Raw genomic sequence first — 20,781 nt, forward strand, 5'->3', positions numbered from 1 at the left:
CTCCTAATTTTAAATTTAATAATTTATTGTCATATAGCCTAGTTGTCTCGAAATTAGTTCTGCTGAACGAATTACCTCACGAACAATTGCCTGTTTATCCTTACCGTTCATATAACTTTTTTCACCTACTAAGTTAAGGGCTGCTACAACTTGACCATTATAGGTTTTAATAGGTGCTGCAACCCCATAAGTATTGGACGCATTTTCCTGATCGCTAATGGCATAGCCGTTTTTATAAACTACTTCAAGCTCCTTTTTCAAATCATCTACAGAGGTGATAGTATTGGCAGTTTGCTTAAACATGCCTTTTTCCAACATCGGCAACATAAATGCTGGATTATACGTTAATAATACTTTCCCAATGCTTGTTGAATAAGCAGGATAACGAGTCATACCGACAAATGTTGGTACTATATCCGCATGTGGAGACATAGCCTTGTATACAAATCGAACTTCCCCATTATCAAACATCCCAATATGTGAAGTACCTTTAAAACGCGCAACCAAATTACTTATTATAGGGCCTGCTTCAAAATTAATTTCTTGGTAATACATAACTTTGTTACTCCACTCAAGAATTTTCCAGCCTAATCGGTAACGCTTATCACTGCCTTGCAAGAGAATACTTTCTTGACACATTGTTTTTAAGAAATGATGGACTGAACTCGGAGGTAAATTTAGCTTTTCTGCGATTTCTTTATTACTTAAAGATGGTTCGCCATCCAAAAATAAATCGATAATGCGTGAGATTTTTTTTACCGATGAAATCAAATGCTTCACCTCCAAGTTCAATTTATACTGTTTGTTTCTCGCCTACATCTTCTTTCGCAAGAATGGATTCAACTAAATCAAAGGAGTACCGTTTCTTAAATTTATTGTAGTAAATAGCACGTTTCCGTATTGGATCTCCTGTATAATAGCGTTCGTATTGAAGCGCTCTCATACCAAACCCTTCACCACATAAATCCCAGGCTAGCTTAAAGATTTTCATTCTTAGTTCTGCATCTACACCTTCTCGTCCACCATAATGACGATCAATGCTTGGACGAAGCTCTGGATTTAAGAAATCAGCTTCAGTTGGCATCATTAGCAAACCGCCTGCACCAATTGTTTGCATGACTTCAATGGCTCTCGGATATATTTCTGGCATCATGCCGCGAATGGTCTCTAAAGCATCTGGATTTAATCGCGCTTCACCATGCTCTGTTACCGTAAATTCATGCTCCGCTGTTCGAATCAATGCACGAATGACTTCTACATATTGCACTAATTCGCCGAGATCACGTTGCACATTTAAATATTGATCTACACCAATCGAATCAGCAACCTTACAAGCTACCTCTACAGCAAATGCCAGTTTAATGTATCCTCTAACCCCTGACTGATGTGCGGGCTGTTCAGCAATACCTGTCATTGGATACAGCAAGTTCGCAGCCTCAACGTTGTTATATAAAAACACACGATCCCATGGTACTAATACATCTTCAAAAATGAGTAGTGCATCCATTTCCTCATAGCGAGAAGCCAGTGGATGATCGAATGTTGAACGTGTACCATCTTGAACGGGTTCACGACAAATAATTTTTAACCCTTTCACATCAATCGGTACAGCAAAAGCTAATGCATAACGCTCGTCTCCTGGTACAAATCCTGGGTATGAATAGATAATGACTTCATCCGTAAACGCCGCTAATGTTGCTAGCATTTTTGCTCCGCGGACAACTAATCCATCAGGACGTTCTTCTACTACACCTAAGTGCGTAAACTTATCTGTCTGTTCATGTGATGCTTTACTTCGGTCATTTTGTGGATTCACAATGGCATGAGTTAAGAACACATCATTATCTCGTATATAGCGATAATAAGCTTCAATATTCTTAGCCCAATCTTGGTTGTATTTCGCCAAGAACCAAGAATTTTGTGCTAAAGAAGTTACCACTGTATTTAAAAAATCTGGTGTTCTCCCCATCAAGCCAAAAGTTTGCCGAGCTACCACTTCAAAAGCTTTACTACGTTTCATAATGTCTTCGTAGGATTTTGCAAAAAGGAATGAAGTGGCTACACGCTCCCCTGTTTCATCACATACATGCGTTAAATCTTCTTGATATTTTGGATCATGTTGTAAATCATATAACTTTGCGATTTCTTTAATTGGTTGTTGAAAATAGGGTTCATCGTAAACACTCTCTACTAAACGACCATTTAGCCATACTTCCGGGTTTCTTGACTTTAATGCATCCATAAATTGTTGCCCTGTTCTAATTCCCATAATTAATAATCCCCTCTACTAAATAACTATTGTTGTATGAACTGTTTTGTCGAGCCCATCTTGCCTTCAAAAAATGTAAGCGCTTCACTATTAGTGCGTCCAAAATTAAGGATTTCTCCTATAAATAAAACATGGTCTCCCGCATCCACTTCTTTCCATGGCTTACATTCGATAAAAGCACAAACATCTTCAATTTTTGGAGCTATACCATCTTTAATCCATGTAATTTCAAGCCCCTCTTGTTTACGTCCTGCAAACTGCCATGCTATAGACTCCTGTTGATCTGATAAAATATTAATTGTAAATGCATTGTTTTTCATTTGAGATAATGCATTTGCTTTTTTATCAATAGATACTAGTGCTAGAGCAGGCTCTAACGAAACTGAAGTAAATGAGTTCACTGTAATCCCATTAATCCCCACACCATCAAACCAAGTAACGACCGTCACACCTGTAGGAAATTTTCCAAATGTTTGTCTAAGTAATTTTGTATCCATTTATAGCACCCCCCTTTAATTTATTATCAGTATCATAACAACTTCTCTTCCCCTTGAAATGCATTATATTTCAAATAGTGAAATCAAATAAAATTATTTTTCTACTTTAAACCTATTTTTTCTATAAAAAATCATTTTTATCTATTTTAACAAAATGATATTCTTGTTAGATTTGATAATCTGCTAGTTTAATATGTTATTCTTCGTTTGAACTCTCTTTATCTAAAACTATATCAATATTTTTATCGATTCACACTGGAATTAACTGAAAAATCTAAAAATATTTCTATTTATCGCCTGTTTATAAGCTAAAAAGGGAAATATCTATATAGATTGCTTCATGCCATTGTTTATTAATAATTGAACTATGGCATGGTGACGGCTTGCCATTTAATAGAACTTGTACTATACACGGTAATAAAAAGTTGCCTCCAAAGCATTTTTACATACTTCTGAGGCAACATATATTTAGTGAACTAATCGGCAATGAAAATTACCTATTGGCGGCATCATTAGCTACGGCTTTCAAACTAAGCAAACCCACTGTTGAACCAAATGATTTTAAATGCGCAGAAGTTAAGTGTATTTGGCAAGTTAGTGTTGATGGTCATTGGTATCATCTTTCATGATGAAAAACTAAGTTAAGTCATTTATGGACTACTGATATTTATTTTGCTGCGACTAGTGCCAACTATACTTATGCAAAGACTCCATTTATTGTAGTGACTATGACAATGCTGGCTATTTAACAAAAATTGAAATTTAAACGGTTGAAGAAGTATTAATCGAGGATGAAGTTCTTAAATTAGACGGCTCACAGCATCACCAAAGTTTATACTGCCTCAATCGAATCCATGTGATAAACGCACAGATTCCTTCCATTCTTATCTCTTCATTTACAGTATTACCATATTTTATTAACAAATATTTAACAGTAGCTTTACACCCTTCCTTTACACTTACAATTGAAATCATTTAAAGGAGGAAAATCATGAAATACGCAAAAAAATGGACTTCATTGTTTTTAGCAAGTGCTGTAACGTTATCCGCAGTTAGTATCCCACAACAAGAGGTAGAAGCAGCCGAAGTAAAGAAACCGACAAATGTCATTATGCTTGTAATGGATGGGAGCAGTAATAATGCGGTTACCCTTTCTCGTTGGTATAAGGGTGAGGGCTTAGCAATGGATGAGATTTTATCTGGTGCTATGCGCACGTATTCTGCTGAATCAGCCATTACAGATTCTGCGCCTGCTGCTACGGCTTTAGCAACTGGTCATAAATCGAATGATAAATATGTAGGCGTTTTACCATCCGTGATTAATTCCCCTGGTTTAGCACAAATTGCTCAACAAGATGCCTTCCGACCTGTAGCCAATGTGCTAGAAGGAGCTAAACAAAAGGGCAAGGCGACTGGACTGATTTCTACTTCTGAAATTCAACATGCAACGCCAGCTGGTTTTTCAGCGCATGTTAACAATAGAAGTCAATATGGTGATATTGCTGAACAGCAAGTTTACCAAAATATTGACGTCGTTTTAGGTGGTGGCTTAGAGTCGCTGTCACCAGGAACTACAAAAAATGCCCGTCAAGATGGCGAGGATTTAATCCAGGTTCTGAAAGAAAAAAATTATGATTTAGTTCAAACACGTGATGAACTATTCAAAAGTCAGTCTTCAAAAATTTGGGGAAGCTTTGCACCAAGTGCACTTGCCTACGATTTAGATCGCGCTAAAACAAGAGCATCCGAGCCTACGCTTGCTGAAATGACAAACAAGGCAATCAATACGCTAAAAAAGGATGAGGACGGCTTCTTCCTCTTTGTTGAAGGTAGCAAGGTCGACTGGGCAGCACATGCCAACGATACAATCGGTATCATTAGCGATATTTTATCGTTTGATGATGCTGTAAAAGAAGCGGTTAATTTTGCGAAGGAAGATGGCAATACATTAGTTATTGCCGTAACAGACCATGGAAATAGCGGGATTACGATGGGGAATGCCAACACGACTAATACCTACTCCAGTATTCCAGTCTCTGCTTACATTGATCCGTTGAAAAAAGCGTCCATGACCGTTGAGGGAGCATTAAGTCAATTAAAAGAAGACCGTTCTAATTTAAAAGAAGTGGCTGCCCTTTATGGCTTAGATCAATTAACAAAGACTGAATTGACTAAACTAAAACTTTCTAAAGACTTAGGCAGTGAAATGGTCAAAATGCTGGCAAATCGTGCGAACATTGGCTATACGACAGGTGGTCATACCGGTGAGGATGTGTTTTTATATTCATTCGGTCCATCTAAGCTGACAGGGCTAGTAGAAAACACTGATTTAGCTCATACAATGGCGCAATTCATGGGCTTTGACTTAAATACACTTACAAATGATTTATATGTGCCAGCAACAAAGGCATTTACGGAAAAAGGCTTTACAACAAAAATTGACTTATCCGATAAAGAAAACCCAACATTTATTGCACAAAAGGCAGATGTGATGGTGAAAATCCCAGTCAATAAAAACACAATGCTGTATGAGCAAACTTCAACAAACACTGTAAAGACCCATACATTTGACACAATAAATATCTATAATGGCTCTGAATTTTATGTATCAAAAAAAGTTTTGAATGCCGTGAAATAAAAACAATAGCGCGAACATAAGTTGAGATTATTCCCTTATGTTCGTGCTTTTTTTACATAAAAAGACCAACCAATAGTTTGTAAAATCCACACTTTCCCCCATAACCTTAAATTTACCTTAAATTAATCTTATGATTTACTGAATTCACCTTAATTCAGCAACATTTTTCTCCACATTCCGTCAAATCAGTGTTAAAAACATAAGGTAAGGATTTTTCACTAGTAAATTACTATTTTTTGAAAATTTAATCCTATACTTTTTTCATTGGAGGTGGACAAATGCAATCCATCAAAAATAACGAGCCTTTGCGCTTTATTGCCTTGACGCTATTTTATTTGATCGTTTTGGTACTGCTGTTTCTTATACATGGTTTCCATGATATGAACGCTGGACCATTTATATATACGGAATTTTAAATAAAGGAGATTTTATAATGTTAAGTATTTTAGCAGCTATTGAACGCGTGGCCCTCCAGCAGCCACAAAAAACTGCTTATCAAACGCACCATGCTTCCTTAACATACGGTGAGCTTTGGCACTTATCGGATAATGTAGCTGATTATCTGATGAAGCTTAACTTGCGGAGACAACAACCTATTGTCGTTTATGGACATATGTCCCCCCTACAAATTGTCGCCTTTTTAGGTGCTGTAAAAGCTGGTCACTCATACGTACCTGTTGACTCTTCAACGCCAATAGAAAGATTACAGCTTATTTTAGAAGCATCTGGAGCAGGTTTATTATTGATAACAGAAGAGCCATTACACATGCTCACAAATATCCCTGTTATGGCGGTGAGTGATATCTTAGCGAGTTCCTCAAAGGATGTTACCCTATCATCAGCGACATGGGTGCAAAACGAGGAAATCCATTATATTATTTACACTTCTGGTTCAACTGGTCAACCAAAAGGTGTCCAAATAACAGCTAGTAATTTAGCACATTTTGTCTCTTGGATGCACGAAAACTTCCCTTTACAGGACGACGGTGTATTTTTAAATCAAGCGCCTTATTCCTTTGATTTATCTGTCATGGATCTGTACCCGGCTCTTGTTGGAGGTCACACACTTTACGCGATTACACAGCAAGAAATCGCCAATCCTAAAGCATTATTTGATTCTTTAGCTACGTCGAATACTCGTGTTTGGACTTCTACACCTTCCTTCGCCAAGATGTGTTTAATGAACAAAGAGTGGAACCAGCAGCTCATACCGACATTAGATACTTTTTTATTTTGCGGCGAGGTTTTACCAATAGCGGTATGTAAAGAGTTAATGTCACGCTTTCCACAGGCTACCATTTATAATTTATACGGTCCTACGGAAACAACGGTCGCGGTATCCTATGTAGAGGTGTCCAAAGCATTAGTGGAACGCTTTGAACAATTACCGATTGCTCCTATAACGGAGCCGAACGTCGCTTTATTAGAAGATGGTGAAATTGTTATTTCAGGCCCAACTGTCAGTGCAGGGTACTTGGGAGCGCCTGATTTAACAGCGAAGGTTTTTTCAACAGTAGCTGAACAACGCATCTATCTAACAGGTGATTTAGGCTATGAGCAGGATGGTTATTTATTCTTTTCTGGGCGCAAGGATTTCCAGGTTAAACTACATGGTTATCGTTTGGAAATTGAGGAAATTGAAAAACAAATTAGCAACCTACCACCCGTTTCAAGCTGTGTTGTTGTACCGATTTATAAAGAAAAGGAGATCATCTCGCTTAGTGCACATGTTGTTTTGCGCGAGCCATTAACAGACTCTCCCTTCAAAATGACAAAGCAGTTAAAAACACTTCTATCAGAGTATTTGCCTGCTTATATGGTACCAAAAACGTTTAAATATATGGACGCTTTACCATTAAATCCGAACGGTAAGGTTGATCGTAAAGGATTGGCGGTTATGGAAACAGTATGACGCCTTATGGAAATATAGCATTCTTTGTGATCATCGGACTTTTATTACTACCAACAATCCTATTGGGTTTACAAGGCAAATCTTCTAAATACTATAATCTATTTGTGTCATTGATTGTCTTAGCTCTTATCTTTGGACATTCATTGAATGGGTCCATTTCGCTCATTCTATTTACGGTCTTTCAGATAGTCCTTATTGTGGCTTATCAGCGTTACCGCCTTCAGCAAAATAGTGGAACAATCTTTATAATAGCTGTACTCTTGTCGATATTACCACTTGTCCTTGTGAAGGTACTACCGATTCTTGGATTACATCATTTATTTGGCTTCCTTGGTGTGTCCTACATTACATTTAAAGCAGTGCAAATGATTTTAGAAACCCGTGACGGCTTAATGAAAGAGAAAATTCCTGTCATAGAGCTAGCGTATTTCTTACTATTCTTCCCTACAGTATCATCAGGGCCGATTGATCGCTGGCGACGTTTTACAAAGGATTTTCATACTGTACCTTCCTCGGAGGATTATCAAAAGCTGCTGTTAAGTGGGCTCAACTATATCTTTGTCGGCTTTTTATATAAATTTATTTTGGCGTATTTAATTTACAACTACACCCTCATTTATTTGCCAAATCATACGTATAACTATTTGACACCTTTCCAGGGGCAATTAGCGTATATGTATATGTATAGCTTTTACTTATTCTTTGATTTTGCTGGCTATAGTGCATTTGCTGTTGGTGTGAGCCGAATAATGGGCATACAAACGCCTATTAACTTTAATCGTCCATTCGCAAGTCGCAATATTAAAGACTTTTGGAACCGTTGGCATATGAGTCTTTCCTTTTGGTTTAGAGATTACGTCTATATGCGCTTTGTGCTTTGGATGACGAAGAAAAAGTGGCTGAAAAATAAATTCGCTATTTCGTATATAGGCTTCTTTTTACTATTCTTTTTAATGGGTATTTGGCATGGCCTAGAATGGCACTTTGTGGTCTACGGACTCTATCATGCCCTATTAATTATTAGCTTTGATAAGTTTGAACGCTGGAATAAAAAGCATAAGCGCTGGCCTAAAAATAAGTGGACCCATGCTATTGGCGTCTTCATTACGTTTAATGCCGTATGCTTTGGCTTCTATATTTTTTCTGGCAAATTATTTTAACCAAGGGCTGAAAGAGCCTGTTCAATAAAGGAGAATTATTAATGGATCAACAACAAGTTTTAGAAATGCTAGTCGAGTTATGTGAAGATGAAATTATTGTAGAGAACCCAGATATTGATTTATTTGAAGAAGGTTTGCTAGATTCGTTTGGGACAATTAATTTATTAGTAGAAATTGAAAACCGCTTTAATATTTCTGTACCTATAACTGATTTTAATCGTGAAGAATGGAATACACCGAATCGAATTGTAGGGAAATTAGCTGAAAGACAATGATGAAGAAAGGCTTCCTCTCTCTATTTATCGCCTTTGCTCTTTTTACTGGCTTTGTCTTCTTTCCGAATGCATGGATCAAGGCGTGGATTTCCGATGAGGATGTGGAGCAAGCCAAAACAAACATGTCTCCACTTGTCTTTCAAGGTACGTATTTACAGGAACGCATGTTACAGGAGCCTCATTCCATGCCTTTGTATGGCTCCTCTGAATTAAATCGTTTTGACCCTTTCCATCCCTATAATTATGCGCGAGCATCTGAAGCGCCGTATTCAACATTTATGATTGGGCGTGGGGGAATGCAGTCCATTACTCATTTTTTAAATTTTGCTGCTCAAGAGGGAAATTTAAAGGATAAAAAATTAGTTTTCATCATCTCCCCACAATGGTTTACAGAAAAGGGCATGGGTGAATTTCACTTTTCACCGAATTATTCGATGTTACATGCCTATGATTTAGCTTTTAATCAAGAGATGGATGCCGACCTTCGTAAACGCGCCATGGAACGACTGCTAGAATTTGATACCGTTGAGCGGGATCGTCTCTTAAAAACGATGTATCAATATCAAATGTCAAACGGTAAGGAAAAGCCGATTACGGGACGTTTGGCGATGGTGGCAGGGCGCTTCCATAAGGAATTGCTAGAAAAGAAGGATTTATATTATTCCCTTTTCCCACGTAAAGGTCATCACTTAAAAAGCAATGACAAGCTCATTGCCAATCAAAGCTTTGAACAGCAATTACAGCATGCTGAGGCGTACGGAAAGAAACGTGTTTCCAATGACTACATGATTGAAAATCGCGCTTACCAGCGACTTGTTAATGCTAATTTTTCAAAGTTTAAAGGAATGCGAAAGAAAGAGGATTACACGAAGTCTCCGGAATATAAAGATTTTCAATTGGTCATGGATGTGTTAAAAGATGCTGGTGCCAAGCCATTATTCGTATCCATTCCGGTTAATGGCTACTGGTATGATTATAATGGCTATCCAGAGGAACGTCGTCAGCAGTACTATGATAAGATGCAGCAAGTATTAAAGGCTGCCAATGTTGACTACGTTGATTTTACAGACCATGAATATGACCCTTATTTTATAATGGATACGATTCATATTGCCTGGAAGGGCTGGGTCTATCTCGATCAAGAACTAGACCAACATTGGGCACAGCCATAAAAAGGAACTGTAGACAAACTCAAAAAAATTGAGAGTTTGTCTACAGTTTTTTTCTTTTATAATGACATAAAGTAAAGCCGTTGATTTCCACTTCAATAGGCACAAAAAGAAATGCCCCAAAGTATCAATAAACTTTGAGGCATTTTTTGTCTATTATTTAAGGTTGTAGAAAGATTGTAATCCAAGGAACTCTGCTGTTGAACCAAGTTGATCTTCAATGCGAAGAAGTTGGTTATATTTTGCTACACGGTCTGTACGTGAAGGAGCACCTGTTTTAATTTGACCAGCATTTGTAGCAACGGCGATATCTGCAATTGTTGCATCTTCTGATTCACCAGAACGGTGAGAGATAACAGCTGTGTAACCAGCACGTTTCGCCATTTCGATTGCTTCAAATGTTTCAGTTAATGTACCGATTTGGTTTACTTTGATTAGGATTGCATTTCCTACGCCTTGCTCAATACCAGCCGATAATTTTTTCGTATTTGTTACAAATAGGTCATCACCTACTAATTGCACACGACTACCGATGCGATCTGTTAATAGCTTGTGGCCAGCCCAGTCGTTTTCGTCTAAGCCATCTTCAATTGAAATGATTGGGTATTTGTTTGTTAACTCTTCGTACCAATCAACCATTTCTTCAGAAGTTTTCACAACACCTTCACCATCTAAGTGATATTTGCCATCTTCTTTGTTGAATAGTTCAGATGATGCTACGTCCATAGCAAGTCGAACTTCTTCACCTGGTTTGTAGCCTGCTTTTTCAATCGCTTCTAAGATAACTGTAATCGCTTCTTCGTTAGAGCCAAGGTTTGGTGCGAAACCACCCTCATCACCTACTGCCGTGTTGTAGCCTTTTGCTTTTAGAACCGCTTTTAGGCTATGGAAAATCTCAGCGCCAATGCGTAATGCATGACGGAAAGATTCAGCCCCAACAGGCATAACCATGAATTCTTGAATGTCTACATTGTTATCTGCGTGAGCTCCACCATTTAAAATGTTCATCATTGGTACTGGTAATTGTTTAGAGTTAAACCCACCAAGATATTGATAAAGAGGTACATCTAAATAATCTGCCGCAGCATGTGCAACTGCCATCGATACACCTAGAATTGCGTTGGCACCTAGCTTGCCTTTGTTTTCTGTGCCATCTAGCTCGATTAAAGCTTTGTCGATGACAACTTGGTCAAGAACTGAATAGTTACCCTCTAATTCTTGCGCAATAATTGTGTTTACATTTTCAACTGCTTTTAATACACCTTTGCCTAGGTAACGAGATTTGTCACCATCGCGTAATTCCACCGCTTCGTATTCACCTGTTGATGCACCTGATGGTACGATTGCGCGTCCAAATGCGCCTGATTCTGTAAATACTTCAACCTCTACTGTTGGGTTCCCACGTGAGTCTAAAACTTCGCGCGCATAAACTTGTGTAATAAATGGCATAATTAATTCTCCTCTTTTTCAATTAATGATTGTCCTGTCATTTCAGTAGGCTGTGACACCTTTAATAATTCTAACATGGTTGGTGCTAAATCGGCTAAAATACCACCATTTCTTAACATTATATTTGCTTTTGTCACAATTACTGGAACAGGATTTGTTGTATGAGCTGTCATAGGCTCACCTGCTAAAGTCAATACTTCATCAGAATTACCATGGTCAGCTGTAATAATAGCTGCGCCTCCTTTTGCAAGAAGAGCATCTACTACTTTGCCTAAACATTCATCTACCGCTTCAATCGCTTTAATCGTTGGCTCAAGCATTCCACTATGACCCACCATATCAGGGTTGGCAAAGTTGAGAATAATGCCATCAAATTTCTCAGCAGCAATTTCTGCAAGCAAGGCTTCTGTTACCTCATAGGCAGACATTTCAGGTTTTAAATCATATGTTGCCACTTTTGGAGAGGCAATTAAAATACGTTCTTCACCTGGGAATTTTTCCTCACGTCCACCACTCATAAAGAATGTAACATGTGGGTATTTTTCAGTTTCAGCAATGCGTAACTGTGTTTTCCCATTCGTTGCTAGTACTTCACCAATCGTATTTTTTAAGTTGTCATTTTCATAAGCAACTTGTGCATTGACGTTATCACTATAGTGTGTGAAGGATACAAATTTTAAATTCTTTGGATGCTTTGCAGATACAGCAAAACCATCAAATCCTTCATTTGTGAACACTGTGGATAGCTGAATAGCACGATCAGGACGGAAGTTAAAGAAAATCACTGCATCATGATCGCTAATTGTTGCTACTGGCTCACCATGCTCTTGAATACTGAAGGGAATCACAAATTCATCGGTTACTTCACGCTCATAGGATGCTGCTACACCACTTTTTGCACTTTCTGCTGTTTGACCAACACCATCAACAAGTACATTGTACGTGAGAGCGACACGATCCCAGCGCTTATCCCGATCCATTGCATAATAACGTCCGTGAATCGAAGCAAACTGACCAATACCCATTTCAGCCATTTGTTTTTCTGTTTCTTCGATATAGTCTAATGCCGTTGTTGGACCAACATCACGTCCATCTAAGAAGCCATGTACATAAACTTCATCTAATCCCTGCTGTTTAGCTAGCTTTAATAGCGCAAACATATGCTCATAATGACTATGAACACCACCATCTGATAATAAGCCCATAACATGGAGCTTGGAGTGATGAGCTTTTACATATGCTACTGCATCTAAAAACGCTTGATTCGTAAAGAAATCCCCTTCACGAATCGATTTATTTAAGCGTGTTAAGCTTTGATAAACAATTCGTCCAGCACCGATATTTAAGTGCCCTACCTCAGAATTCCCCATTTGGCCGTCAGGTAATCCAACGGCTTCTCCCGCAGCAGTTAATGTAGCGTGAGGATATTGACTCCAATATCGATCAAAATTTGGCTTGTTGGCTTGTGCTACTGCATTCCCGAATGTTTCATCTCGAAATGCAAAGCCATCTAAAATAATTAATGCTACTGGCTTTTTAGGCATTTGCTGCCGCCTCCAATAATGTTAAGTAAGATTCTGGCTGTAAGCTTGCTCCACCAACTAAAGCACCATCAATATGCTCTTTCGTTAAAAGCTCCTGAATGTTATCAGGCTTCACACTGCCGCCATATTGAATGCGTACAGCATTCGCCGTTTCAGCATTATATAGCTCTTCGATAACTGCACGAATCGCTCCACATACTTGATTTGCATCGTCTGCTGTAGCAGTTTTACCAGTACCAATCGCCCAAATCGGTTCATAGGCAATGACCATATGCTCAACTTGCTGTGCATCAAAACCAGCAAGTGCCGCTTTAATTTGTCCAGCCACCTTTTGCTCTGTCGTGCCAGCCTCACGTTCCTCTAGTGTTTCACCACAGCAAATAATTGGCACGATATTATGTGCAAGCGCTGCTGCTACCTTTTTATTAATCGCTTCATCTGTTTCATTGTAGTATTCACGACGTTCTGAGTGCCCTAAAATGACATAGTCAACATCTACACTTGCTAGCTGGGCTGGGCTAATTTCACCAGTAAAGGCACCTTCATTTTCAAAGTGCATTGTTTGTGCACCAATCGCCAGCTCTGACTCACTAGCAACCTGCACAAGTGTAGGTAGGTAAAGAGCTGGTGCGCAAACAACAGCATCTACTTTGTCATTGGTAGGAAGTTTATCCTGTACTGCATCTACAAACTGAATAGCTTCTTCAAATGTTTTAAACATTTTCCAGTTACCCGCAATAATTGGTTTACGCATCATGTTGCCTCCGATTGTTTAGTTAGTTTATTTATCGTTTAGTGCTACAATTCCTGGAAGTTCTTTACCTTCCATTAATTCTAGAGAAGCACCGCCACCTGTAGAAATATGATCCATCTTATCTGCTACTTCAAATTTTTCAACAGCAGCTGCTGAATCACCGCCACCGATTACTGTATAGCCTGCTGTTGTTGCCATTGCATCAGCAACCGTTTTTGTGCCGTTAGCAAATTTATCCATTTCAAAGACGCCCATTGGTCCATTCCAAATGATTAATTTAGAGTTTTTAATAACTTCCGCATAGTTTGCAGCTGTTTTTGGTCCAATATCTAGACCCATCCAATCAGCTGGAATAGCATCCACATCAACGATTTGTGTTTCAGCATCTTGTGAAAATTCATTTGCCACAACAGCATCGACTGGCATATGTAATTGCACGCCTTTTGCTTTTGCCTTTTCAATAAAGGACTTTGCTAGCTCAATTTTATCTTCTTCTAACAATGATTTACCGATATCGTAGCCCTGCGCCTTGATGAATGTAAAGGATAAACCACCACCGATAATTAAGTGATCTACTTTCTCTAATAGGCTTTCAATAACACCAATTTTATCTTTTACTTTGGCACCACCAATAATCGCTGTAAAGGGATGCTCTGGGTTCGACAATGCTTTACCGAGTACATCTAATTCCTTTTGCATAAGGAAACCAGATACAGCTGGAATATGCTTAGCAATTCCTTCTGTAGAAGCATGTGCACGATGAGCTGCGCCGAAAGCATCATTGACATAGATATCAGCTAGCTGTGCAAATTGCTGTGCTAATGTTGGATCATTTTTCTCTTCACCTGCATGGAAACGCACATTTTCCAGAAGAAGAAGATCCCCATCATGCATGCTAGCAACAGCCTCTTCCACCACTTGACCAATAGATTCATCCAGCTTCGTAACAGGCTTGCCCATTAATTGTGCTAAGCGAACACCAACTGCTGTTAAACGCATATCTTCTTTTACTTCACCCTTTGGACGACCTAAGTGAGAGGCTAAAATAACTTTCGCACCTTGCTCTACTAAATACTCAATTGTAGGAATAGCTGCACGAATTCGCGTTTCGTCTGTAATGGCACCATCTGCCATTGGAACATTAAAATCTACACGTACAAATACGCGTTTACCCTTTACATCAATATCTTTCATCGTCTTCTTATTTAACATGAAGAAACTCCCTTCAAAGCTGTTTTAGTCTTACATTCTTGTGTTTTACCCATCTTGGCGCGACACCATGCTTGCTAAATTGAAAAGGCACTTTGGTACTTTTTTGGCACATCAGCTAAAAGAATTTCAATCTCCAACTTTTGATAATGCACCCTAATACTTGTTTTTATAGTAGCAAAAGTTAAGTGTTATGTCTTGCAATTGCTTGTCCTGTATAAAAAGAGAGCAAGGGTAAAATCCCTTACTCTCTTTACCCTTGTATATTATATCTATTCGATATTATAAAGGCTATACTTTTTGTGCATAAAAAGCAGTAATATGTCACACTTTTTACTCAAAATGTCGAAATATGATACTTATTTATGGTTTAATCCTTGTTCAGCAATGTATAAAGCTAAATCCATTAAACGAGTAGAGTAACCAATTTCGTTATCATACCAAGCTAGAACTTTCACCATTTTGTTTTCTAATACCATTGTTGAAAGGCCATCAACAGTAGAAGAATGATGGTTACCGTTATAATCAATCGATACTAATGGTAGCTCATTGTAATCTAAAATGCCTTTTAATTCATTTTCAGAAGCTTCTTTTAATACAGCATTAATTGTTTCTTTTGTTACGTCTGCTTTTAGCTCTACTACTAAGTCAACACATGATACGTTAGGTGTTGGCACACGCATAGAGAAGCCATCTAGCTTACCTTTTAATTGTGGTAATACTTTTGATACAGCTACTGCTGCACCAGTTGTTGTTGGAATCATAGATACCGCACCTGCACGAGCACGACGTGGGTCAGAGTGTGGGAAGTCTAAAATTCGTTGGTCATTTGTGTAAGAGTGAATTGTTGTCATCATACCGCGTTCAATGCCAAATTTTTCATCAAGCACTTTAGCTACTGGTGCTAGACAGTTTGTTGTACAAGAAGCATTTGAGATTACGTCATCAGTTGCTGGGTTATAATCCTCGTGGTTTACACCCATAACAAATGTTGGCATTGCCCCTTTGGCTGGTGCAGATAGAATAGCTTTCTTCGCACCTGCTTCAATATGCTTGCCTACTTCTTCCATTGAACGGAAATGTCCAGTACATTCAAGAACTACGTCTACACCTAGCTCACCCCATGGTAACTGTGCAGGGTCTTTTTCAGCATAAACTTTTATGCGTTGACCATTTACTACGAAAGAATCTTCATCTGCATTGACTTCAGCATCATAGATACCGTGGACTGAATCATATTTCAATAAGTGTGCAAGCTGACCAGCATCTGTTAAGTCGTTTACAGCTACTACTTCAAATTCATCATGCTTCATTGCCTCACGAAATACTAAACGTCCAATACGTCCAAATCCATTAATCGCTAATTTTAATGCCATTGTTAATTCCTCCAATAATGTGTAATGTCTGTTTCTAATGAATAGAAACTTTAAATTTGCTTTATGCTCATTCAAAAAGTGTTTCACCACTTTCTGAGATCGAGTGATAAGTTTGGTACTACCCCATCATTTAAGATGGTTGTTTTCTATAGAAGATAAATTCGCCGCAATGGCTTTTGCAGCTGCTTCATCTGTTATAAATATTGTTTGTTTGGGTGCTACTTTAAAATAAGAAAGCATAGCATTGACCTTTTGTTTCCCCGCTGCCACTGCAATAACTTGCTGACTATTTTGTACTTGCTCCAGTTGAATACCAATCGTGCGTATACGATGGACAATTTCACCTTCTGCATTAAAATAATAGCCAAAAGCTTCACTTACAGCACCTTTCTCCTCAAGAATTCGTAAATCCTCAGGAGATGAATTACGACGAATCGCCATTTCCTCTGCGGAGCCAATTCCATGAATGACACAATCTGCTTGATCATAAAATGCCATCATTTCTGTAACCATAGGCTCTGTTAACATGGCTTGATAAGCTTGCTCACTTAAATGCTCTGGTAAAAATAAAGTACGGTACTGTGTCTCCATCTGCATGGCAAATGTTGCAACAAGTGTATTGGCTTGCATTTGCATTTCATGTCCAATACCTCCACGTGCAGCAACAAATGTAATATCCTTTTGTATATCGCCAGGATGTAAAAATTGTGCAAGAGACGCAACGGATTTTCCACCTGTGACAGCTACTACCTGCCCATCAAAGGCTGAAGACATAAATTGTAGTGCCGCTTCTTTGCCAAGTAAGGTTAAAATCGTATCGTCTTCATTGTAATCACCAGGAACTACAACTACACGCTCAATACCAAAATGCTGTTCCAGCTTTTTCGCAAGCTGAGTTAAGCCAGACCATTCGTAAACGATAGCTCTTAGTTTTTCAATAACTATTTCACCATCATCTGTACATACCATACCCGACTTTTGTGAATCTAATAACCCTTGCTCGCGTAAAATATCAGTTTCTTTACGAATTTCTCTTTCTGTCATTTTCAGTGAATCGGCAAGTGTACGTCGTCCGATTGGCTGCATGAGCTGAACAGCTTGTAAAATTCGATATCTTGATTGCAGAAGCGGATACAATTCAGGAAGTAGCCTTTGTTGTGCCTCTGGAACAGTGAACATATTTATCTACTCCCTTATTAATAGATGTGGGTTATTTTTTATCCCACAACATTATTTTGTGTCCCACTTATGGTTTTATTATAATATGCATTGTTTTAAAGCGCAAGTAAATGTATAGTTTTGGCTAAAAAAAAGCCTCATAGCTTTGAAAACAGCTACGAGACTTTGTTGCGTTTATTTTGTGAAAGATAAAATTGCGTTCTTCTTAAATCCTTCTAAAGCTTTTGTTGCTTCACTTTTATTTGTAAATTCAAAAATACGAACATCCTTTTTCTCAAATACTGTAATAACCCACATTGTAAAATCTCCCTTCACATCATTTATTTTTGTAATATAACAATCACGAAACTCTGTGATACATCTGATAATCTGTTTTATAACAACTTCTTACTTGATACCTATTCTACTCCGTTTTTTCTGAAAAGGAAGTCAAATGTGAAGGTCTTCACAAACTGTTCAAATTCAAAACGCTTTCATTGAACAATTTGTGAATTGTGTGGAATACAGCTAACAATAGTGTCATTTATACCGTTATTAATTCTTTATTAGTCTGGTGCATCAACTACTTAATTGCTCCAGCAATATAGCATAATCTAGATTGCCATACTGAATCACAGCACCATCCTTTTCGACTACCGGAATCATTAGCATATATTTTTCATGTATATCATCATCCTGTTCGATATCAACGATATCAATATCGAATGGTAGATCCTCCTGTACAAGCTTTAATGTCTGCAAGCCTTCCACACATAATGGGCAATTTGCTCGACTAAAAAATTTAACAATCATCGATAGCACCTCCTCATCTTATTATAAACGAAAGTGTGATGAAGGAATGTTTTCTATTCTTTGATAACTTTTGATTGAACTGTCTTAGCTTCCCTTTTCGCATCCATATAATGGACTATTGTAATAAAAAAGGCATTGACTGTGCGGAAGCCGCACATCAATGCCTTTCGGTTATAATTATTTTAAATGACTGTCGAAGAATTTCACCATGGCATTGTAGAATTCAATTCTGTTTTCTTCATTAGCGAAGCCATGTCCTTCGTTATCCTTTAGCATGTACTCAACATCCACACCTCTAGCACGTAAGGCTTCCACAATTTGATCGGATTCTGCCTTATTAACACGTGGATCATTTGCACCTTGAGCGACAAATAATGGTGTTTTGATTTTATCTGCGTGGAAAATAGGTGAAACAGCTGTTAATAAGTCTTTGTCCTTTTCTGGATGACCTACGCGTTCATAAAACAAGTTACGCATCGTTTCCCAGTATGGAGGAATGGTATTTAATAAAGTGAAAATATTAGATACTCCTACATAATCAACTGCTGCAGCATATAAATCAGGTGTATACGTAATACCAGCTAATGTTGCATAACCACCAAAGGATGCACCATAAATGCCGATACGCTCAGGGTCTGCAATACCTTGATCAATCGCCCATTGCACACCATCTGTAATATCGTCCTGAATTTTAAGTCCCCATTGCTTATTACCAGCTTGAAGGAATTCCTTCCCATAGCCAGTTGACGAACGGAAATTCACTTGCAGTACGGCATAGCCTCGATTAGCTAATAATTGTACTTCTGGATTGAAGCCCCACATATCGCGTGCCCAAGGTCCTCCATGTGGATTGACGATAAGAGGAAGATCTTTAGCTTCTTGATTTTTCGGTAAAGTTAAATAGCCGTTAATTGTCAAACCGTCTCGACTCTTATAAGAAATTGGATGCATTTCAGCAAGTCCTTCTGGTTTTAACCAAGGGCTTAAAGTAGCCAACTCTGTTAAGTCACCTGTTATGGAATCATAGTAATAATATTTTCCATACACGGTATCACTTGAAACGCTCACAATAAATTTTGTCATCTCTTTATTGTAATCATTGATACCTAATTCACTTTCATGCACGCCAAGCTTATTTTGTATTTTACGGAACAGCTTTTCAAACTTTTTATCAAAGAATTGATAATGCAGCTTATCAGTAACATAAGCACCATATAATAATTTATCTTGTTCAGCGCTATATAAAACACCCGAAACATCTACTTCATCATTGGACATTATAACTTTTTCATTGCCTTCTAAATCATATTTTACAACTTCTACTTTATCTCTACCTTTGTTGGAAGTTGCATAAATTGTTTGATTGTCTTTAGAGAAAGCCAGTGGCACTACTTCATCCCCTGCTTCCACTTCAATAAACGGTTTAAATTCATCCTTTTCAGAATCTCGATAAAGGATTGTTCCTGCCACACCATCTGTTGCTACGGCAATACGCACATTTCCATTCCGATCTGCTAACCAGTTTGTAATATTACCTGGATTTTTAGCAACATGCTTTGTTTTACCTGTCTTGACATTCAGCTTGTACACATCAAAGACAGTGGCATCCTCTTTATTCATCATTATAAGAATTTCATCTTTAACACCCTGTAGGCCACTTAATATTCCTACTGTTACATTTGGATATGGCGTTAAATCTTTTTCCTTTGACCCATTAAATGTAGTAGAATAAATATGGAAGTTTTCATCTCCACCTTTATCCTTTAAATATAATAAACTATTTTCCTTCCAGAAAAATCCTGCAATATCACGATCTTTAGAGTTCGAGACGCGAACAGGCTCACTATCATCATTCATTTTTTTTACGAAAACATTGGATCTGTTGTTCCATGCAGAGGCAAATGTGATGTAATTACCATCAGGTGAAAGTTCATAGCCGAAATTCCCAGGATTCTTCATGAAATCTTCTACAGAAATTTCCTTTACACCTTTATTATTAGAACCATTTTTAATTTGTTTTGCATTGTTTAACATTTTAACTGCATCTTGTTTAGCAATAGCATCCGTGCTTACTGACACATTTTTAAATATACCAAGCTTATTGGCTTTCTCTAAATACTCAGCAAGCGATGCTTCTTTTTCTTCTTTATTTAAAGCTCTTACTAAAATACGAGCGGCTTCATCACGTTTAATCGATAAATTTAAATCCGCGAACTCCTCAGCCTTTACCCATGTATCAATAATTTGTTGCCGCATTGAATCTGATCCGTGTTGGAAAGTTAATGCTGTTACAGCTAAATTCAAAAATTCCTGCACTGAAATGCGCTGCTCCTGCGCTATTACAAAGCTATTTGTTTCATTGGCAGCACGTACTTCTTGCATGGTTGCAGGAATAGCTACAGATGTTGTTAAAATGATCGCTAATGATGCAGATAAAAATCTTTTTTTCAAAATGATTCCTCCCTATATCAGTTTACGTTATATCGAAAGTCGATATATTCAAATTATACCAATTTTTGTATTATTGTCAATGTTTGATATTTTTTATGATCATTACT

At 37.9% G+C, this 20,781-nt stretch carries 18 protein-coding genes; 6 read left to right on the forward strand and 12 right to left on the reverse strand.

Translation table 11 applies throughout. From position 1 onward, the window contains the following. Window positions 1-15: 15 nt before the first annotated feature. From CRI88_RS10065 to CRI88_RS10075, 3 genes are read right to left on the reverse strand one after another with little or no spacing between them, the layout of a single operon-like run. Entirely contained in the window at window positions 16-771 is a 756-nt protein-coding gene (locus CRI88_RS10065; protein WP_036121159.1) for an IclR family transcriptional regulator, read from the reverse strand. A 22-nt stretch (window positions 772-793) separates the two neighbouring features. Beyond that, a complete protein-coding gene (locus tag CRI88_RS10070; RefSeq protein WP_036121163.1) occupies window positions 794-2,269 on the reverse strand; it encodes a 4-hydroxyphenylacetate 3-hydroxylase family protein in 1,476 nt (491 codons plus the stop codon). Window positions 2,270-2,295: 26 nt separating this feature from the next. Next, a complete protein-coding gene (locus tag CRI88_RS10075) occupies window positions 2,296-2,766 on the reverse strand; it encodes a flavin reductase family protein (protein WP_036121167.1) in 471 nt (156 codons plus the stop codon). 991 nt (window positions 2,767-3,757) lie between these two features. Here CRI88_RS10075 and CRI88_RS10080 point away from each other — a divergent pair. The 6 genes from CRI88_RS10080 (at window position 3,758) to dltD (ending at window position 9,923) form a co-directional block, all read left to right on the forward strand. Beyond that, window positions 3,758-5,404 (forward strand): alkaline phosphatase, encoded by a 1,647-nt coding sequence (locus CRI88_RS10080; RefSeq protein WP_036121172.1) that lies wholly within the window; start codon window positions 3,758-3,760, stop codon window positions 5,402-5,404. A 278-nt stretch (window positions 5,405-5,682) separates the two neighbouring features. After that, the gene (locus CRI88_RS10085; RefSeq protein ID WP_036121175.1) at window positions 5,683-5,820 is read left to right on the forward strand and encodes a teichoic acid D-Ala incorporation-associated protein DltX; all 138 of its coding nucleotides are present in this window, start codon (window positions 5,683-5,685) and stop codon (window positions 5,818-5,820) included. 17 nt (window positions 5,821-5,837) lie between these two features. After that, a complete protein-coding gene (gene dltA / locus CRI88_RS10090) occupies window positions 5,838-7,316 on the forward strand; it encodes a D-alanine--poly(phosphoribitol) ligase subunit DltA (RefSeq protein WP_089933861.1) in 1,479 nt (492 codons plus the stop codon). After that, a complete protein-coding gene (gene dltB / locus CRI88_RS10095; RefSeq protein WP_036121180.1) occupies window positions 7,313-8,476 on the forward strand; it encodes a D-alanyl-lipoteichoic acid biosynthesis protein DltB in 1,164 nt (387 codons plus the stop codon). The genes dltA and dltB overlap by 4 nt, the downstream gene beginning before the upstream one ends. A 41-nt stretch (window positions 8,477-8,517) precedes the next feature. Then, window positions 8,518-8,751 (forward strand): D-alanine--poly(phosphoribitol) ligase subunit 2, encoded by a 234-nt coding sequence (dltC, locus tag CRI88_RS10100; protein WP_036121183.1) that lies wholly within the window; start codon window positions 8,518-8,520, stop codon window positions 8,749-8,751. Then, entirely contained in the window at window positions 8,748-9,923 is a 1,176-nt protein-coding gene (dltD, locus tag CRI88_RS10105) for a D-alanyl-lipoteichoic acid biosynthesis protein DltD (RefSeq protein ID WP_058844371.1), read from the forward strand. Before dltC ends, dltD begins: the two co-directional genes overlap by 4 nt. A gap of 153 nt (window positions 9,924-10,076) precedes the next feature. Here dltD and eno read toward each other — a convergent pair whose 3' ends face one another. The 9 genes from eno to CRI88_RS10145 all read right to left on the reverse strand — a co-directional run bounded on the left by eno (window position 10,077) and on the right by CRI88_RS10145 (window position 20,674). Next, window positions 10,077-11,369 (reverse strand): phosphopyruvate hydratase, encoded by a 1,293-nt coding sequence (gene eno, locus CRI88_RS10110; protein ID WP_036124037.1) that lies wholly within the window; start codon window positions 11,367-11,369, stop codon window positions 10,077-10,079. A gap of 2 nt (window positions 11,370-11,371) precedes the next feature. Further along, window positions 11,372-12,913: a 2,3-bisphosphoglycerate-independent phosphoglycerate mutase gene (gpmI, locus tag CRI88_RS10115; protein ID WP_036124040.1), complete on the reverse strand. Its 1,542-nt coding sequence runs from the start codon at window positions 12,911-12,913 to the stop codon at window positions 11,372-11,374. Continuing rightward, window positions 12,906-13,667, reverse strand: a complete 762-nt coding sequence (gene tpiA, locus CRI88_RS10120; protein WP_036124043.1) for a triose-phosphate isomerase — start codon at window positions 13,665-13,667, stop codon at window positions 12,906-12,908. The genes gpmI and tpiA overlap by 8 nt, the downstream gene beginning before the upstream one ends. Window positions 13,668-13,694: 27 nt before the next feature. Then, window positions 13,695-14,879, reverse strand: a complete 1,185-nt coding sequence (locus tag CRI88_RS10125; RefSeq protein ID WP_036124045.1) for a phosphoglycerate kinase — start codon at window positions 14,877-14,879, stop codon at window positions 13,695-13,697. A 356-nt stretch (window positions 14,880-15,235) separates the two neighbouring features. Next, window positions 15,236-16,252 carry a type I glyceraldehyde-3-phosphate dehydrogenase gene (gene gap / locus CRI88_RS10130; RefSeq protein ID WP_036124048.1) on the reverse strand — a complete coding sequence of 339 codons (1,017 nt, stop codon included), beginning with the start codon at window positions 16,250-16,252 and terminating at the stop codon, window positions 15,236-15,238. A gap of 126 nt (window positions 16,253-16,378) precedes the next feature. Further along, window positions 16,379-17,431, reverse strand: coding sequence for a sugar-binding transcriptional regulator (locus CRI88_RS10135; protein WP_058844370.1), 1,053 nt, complete (start codon window positions 17,429-17,431; stop codon window positions 16,379-16,381). A 174-nt stretch (window positions 17,432-17,605) separates the two neighbouring features. Then, a complete protein-coding gene (locus CRI88_RS22790) occupies window positions 17,606-17,728 on the reverse strand; it encodes a hypothetical protein (protein ID WP_255358808.1) in 123 nt (40 codons plus the stop codon). A 261-nt stretch (window positions 17,729-17,989) separates the two neighbouring features. Further along, window positions 17,990-18,223, reverse strand: coding sequence for a glutaredoxin family protein (locus tag CRI88_RS10140; RefSeq protein WP_089933864.1), 234 nt, complete (start codon window positions 18,221-18,223; stop codon window positions 17,990-17,992). A gap of 177 nt (window positions 18,224-18,400) precedes the next feature. Continuing rightward, window positions 18,401-20,674, reverse strand: a complete 2,274-nt coding sequence (locus tag CRI88_RS10145; protein ID WP_089933867.1) for a S9 family peptidase — start codon at window positions 20,672-20,674, stop codon at window positions 18,401-18,403. Window positions 20,675-20,781 lie beyond the last annotated feature (107 nt).

The organism is Lysinibacillus fusiformis (genome assembly GCF_002845985.1).
Classification (GTDB): Bacteria; Bacillota; Bacilli; order Bacillales_A; family Planococcaceae; genus Lysinibacillus; species Lysinibacillus fusiformis_D.

Coding starts and splice junctions, on each gene's coding strand:
- eno (WP_036124037.1), bottom strand. CDS start 11,369: ATGCCATTTATTACACAAGTTTATGCGCGCGAAGTTTTAGACTCACGT.
- CRI88_RS22790 (WP_255358808.1), bottom strand. CDS start 17,728: ATGTGGGTTATTACAGTATTTGAGAAAAAGGATGTTCGTATTTTTGAA.
- dltD (WP_058844371.1), top strand. CDS start 8,748: ATGATGAAGAAAGGCTTCCTCTCTCTATTTATCGCCTTTGCTCTTTTT.
- CRI88_RS10135 (WP_058844370.1), bottom strand. CDS start 17,431: ATGTTCACTGTTCCAGAGGCACAACAAAGGCTACTTCCTGAATTGTAT.
- gap (WP_036124048.1), bottom strand. CDS start 16,252: ATGGCATTAAAATTAGCGATTAATGGATTTGGACGTATTGGACGTTTA.
- CRI88_RS10140 (WP_089933864.1), bottom strand. CDS start 18,223: ATGATTGTTAAATTTTTTAGTCGAGCAAATTGCCCATTATGTGTGGAA.
- CRI88_RS10080 (WP_036121172.1), top strand. CDS start 3,758: ATGAAATACGCAAAAAAATGGACTTCATTGTTTTTAGCAAGTGCTGTA.
- dltC (WP_036121183.1), top strand. CDS start 8,518: ATGGATCAACAACAAGTTTTAGAAATGCTAGTCGAGTTATGTGAAGAT.
- CRI88_RS10075 (WP_036121167.1), bottom strand. CDS start 2,766: ATGGATACAAAATTACTTAGACAAACATTTGGAAAATTTCCTACAGGT.
- CRI88_RS10085 (WP_036121175.1), top strand. CDS start 5,683: ATGCAATCCATCAAAAATAACGAGCCTTTGCGCTTTATTGCCTTGACG.
- dltA (WP_089933861.1), top strand. CDS start 5,838: ATGTTAAGTATTTTAGCAGCTATTGAACGCGTGGCCCTCCAGCAGCCA.
- CRI88_RS10070 (WP_036121163.1), bottom strand. CDS start 2,269: ATGGGAATTAGAACAGGGCAACAATTTATGGATGCATTAAAGTCAAGA.
- gpmI (WP_036124040.1), bottom strand. CDS start 12,913: ATGCCTAAAAAGCCAGTAGCATTAATTATTTTAGATGGCTTTGCATTT.
- tpiA (WP_036124043.1), bottom strand. CDS start 13,667: ATGCGTAAACCAATTATTGCGGGTAACTGGAAAATGTTTAAAACATTT.
- CRI88_RS10125 (WP_036124045.1), bottom strand. CDS start 14,879: ATGTTAAATAAGAAGACGATGAAAGATATTGATGTAAAGGGTAAACGC.
- dltB (WP_036121180.1), top strand. CDS start 7,313: ATGACGCCTTATGGAAATATAGCATTCTTTGTGATCATCGGACTTTTA.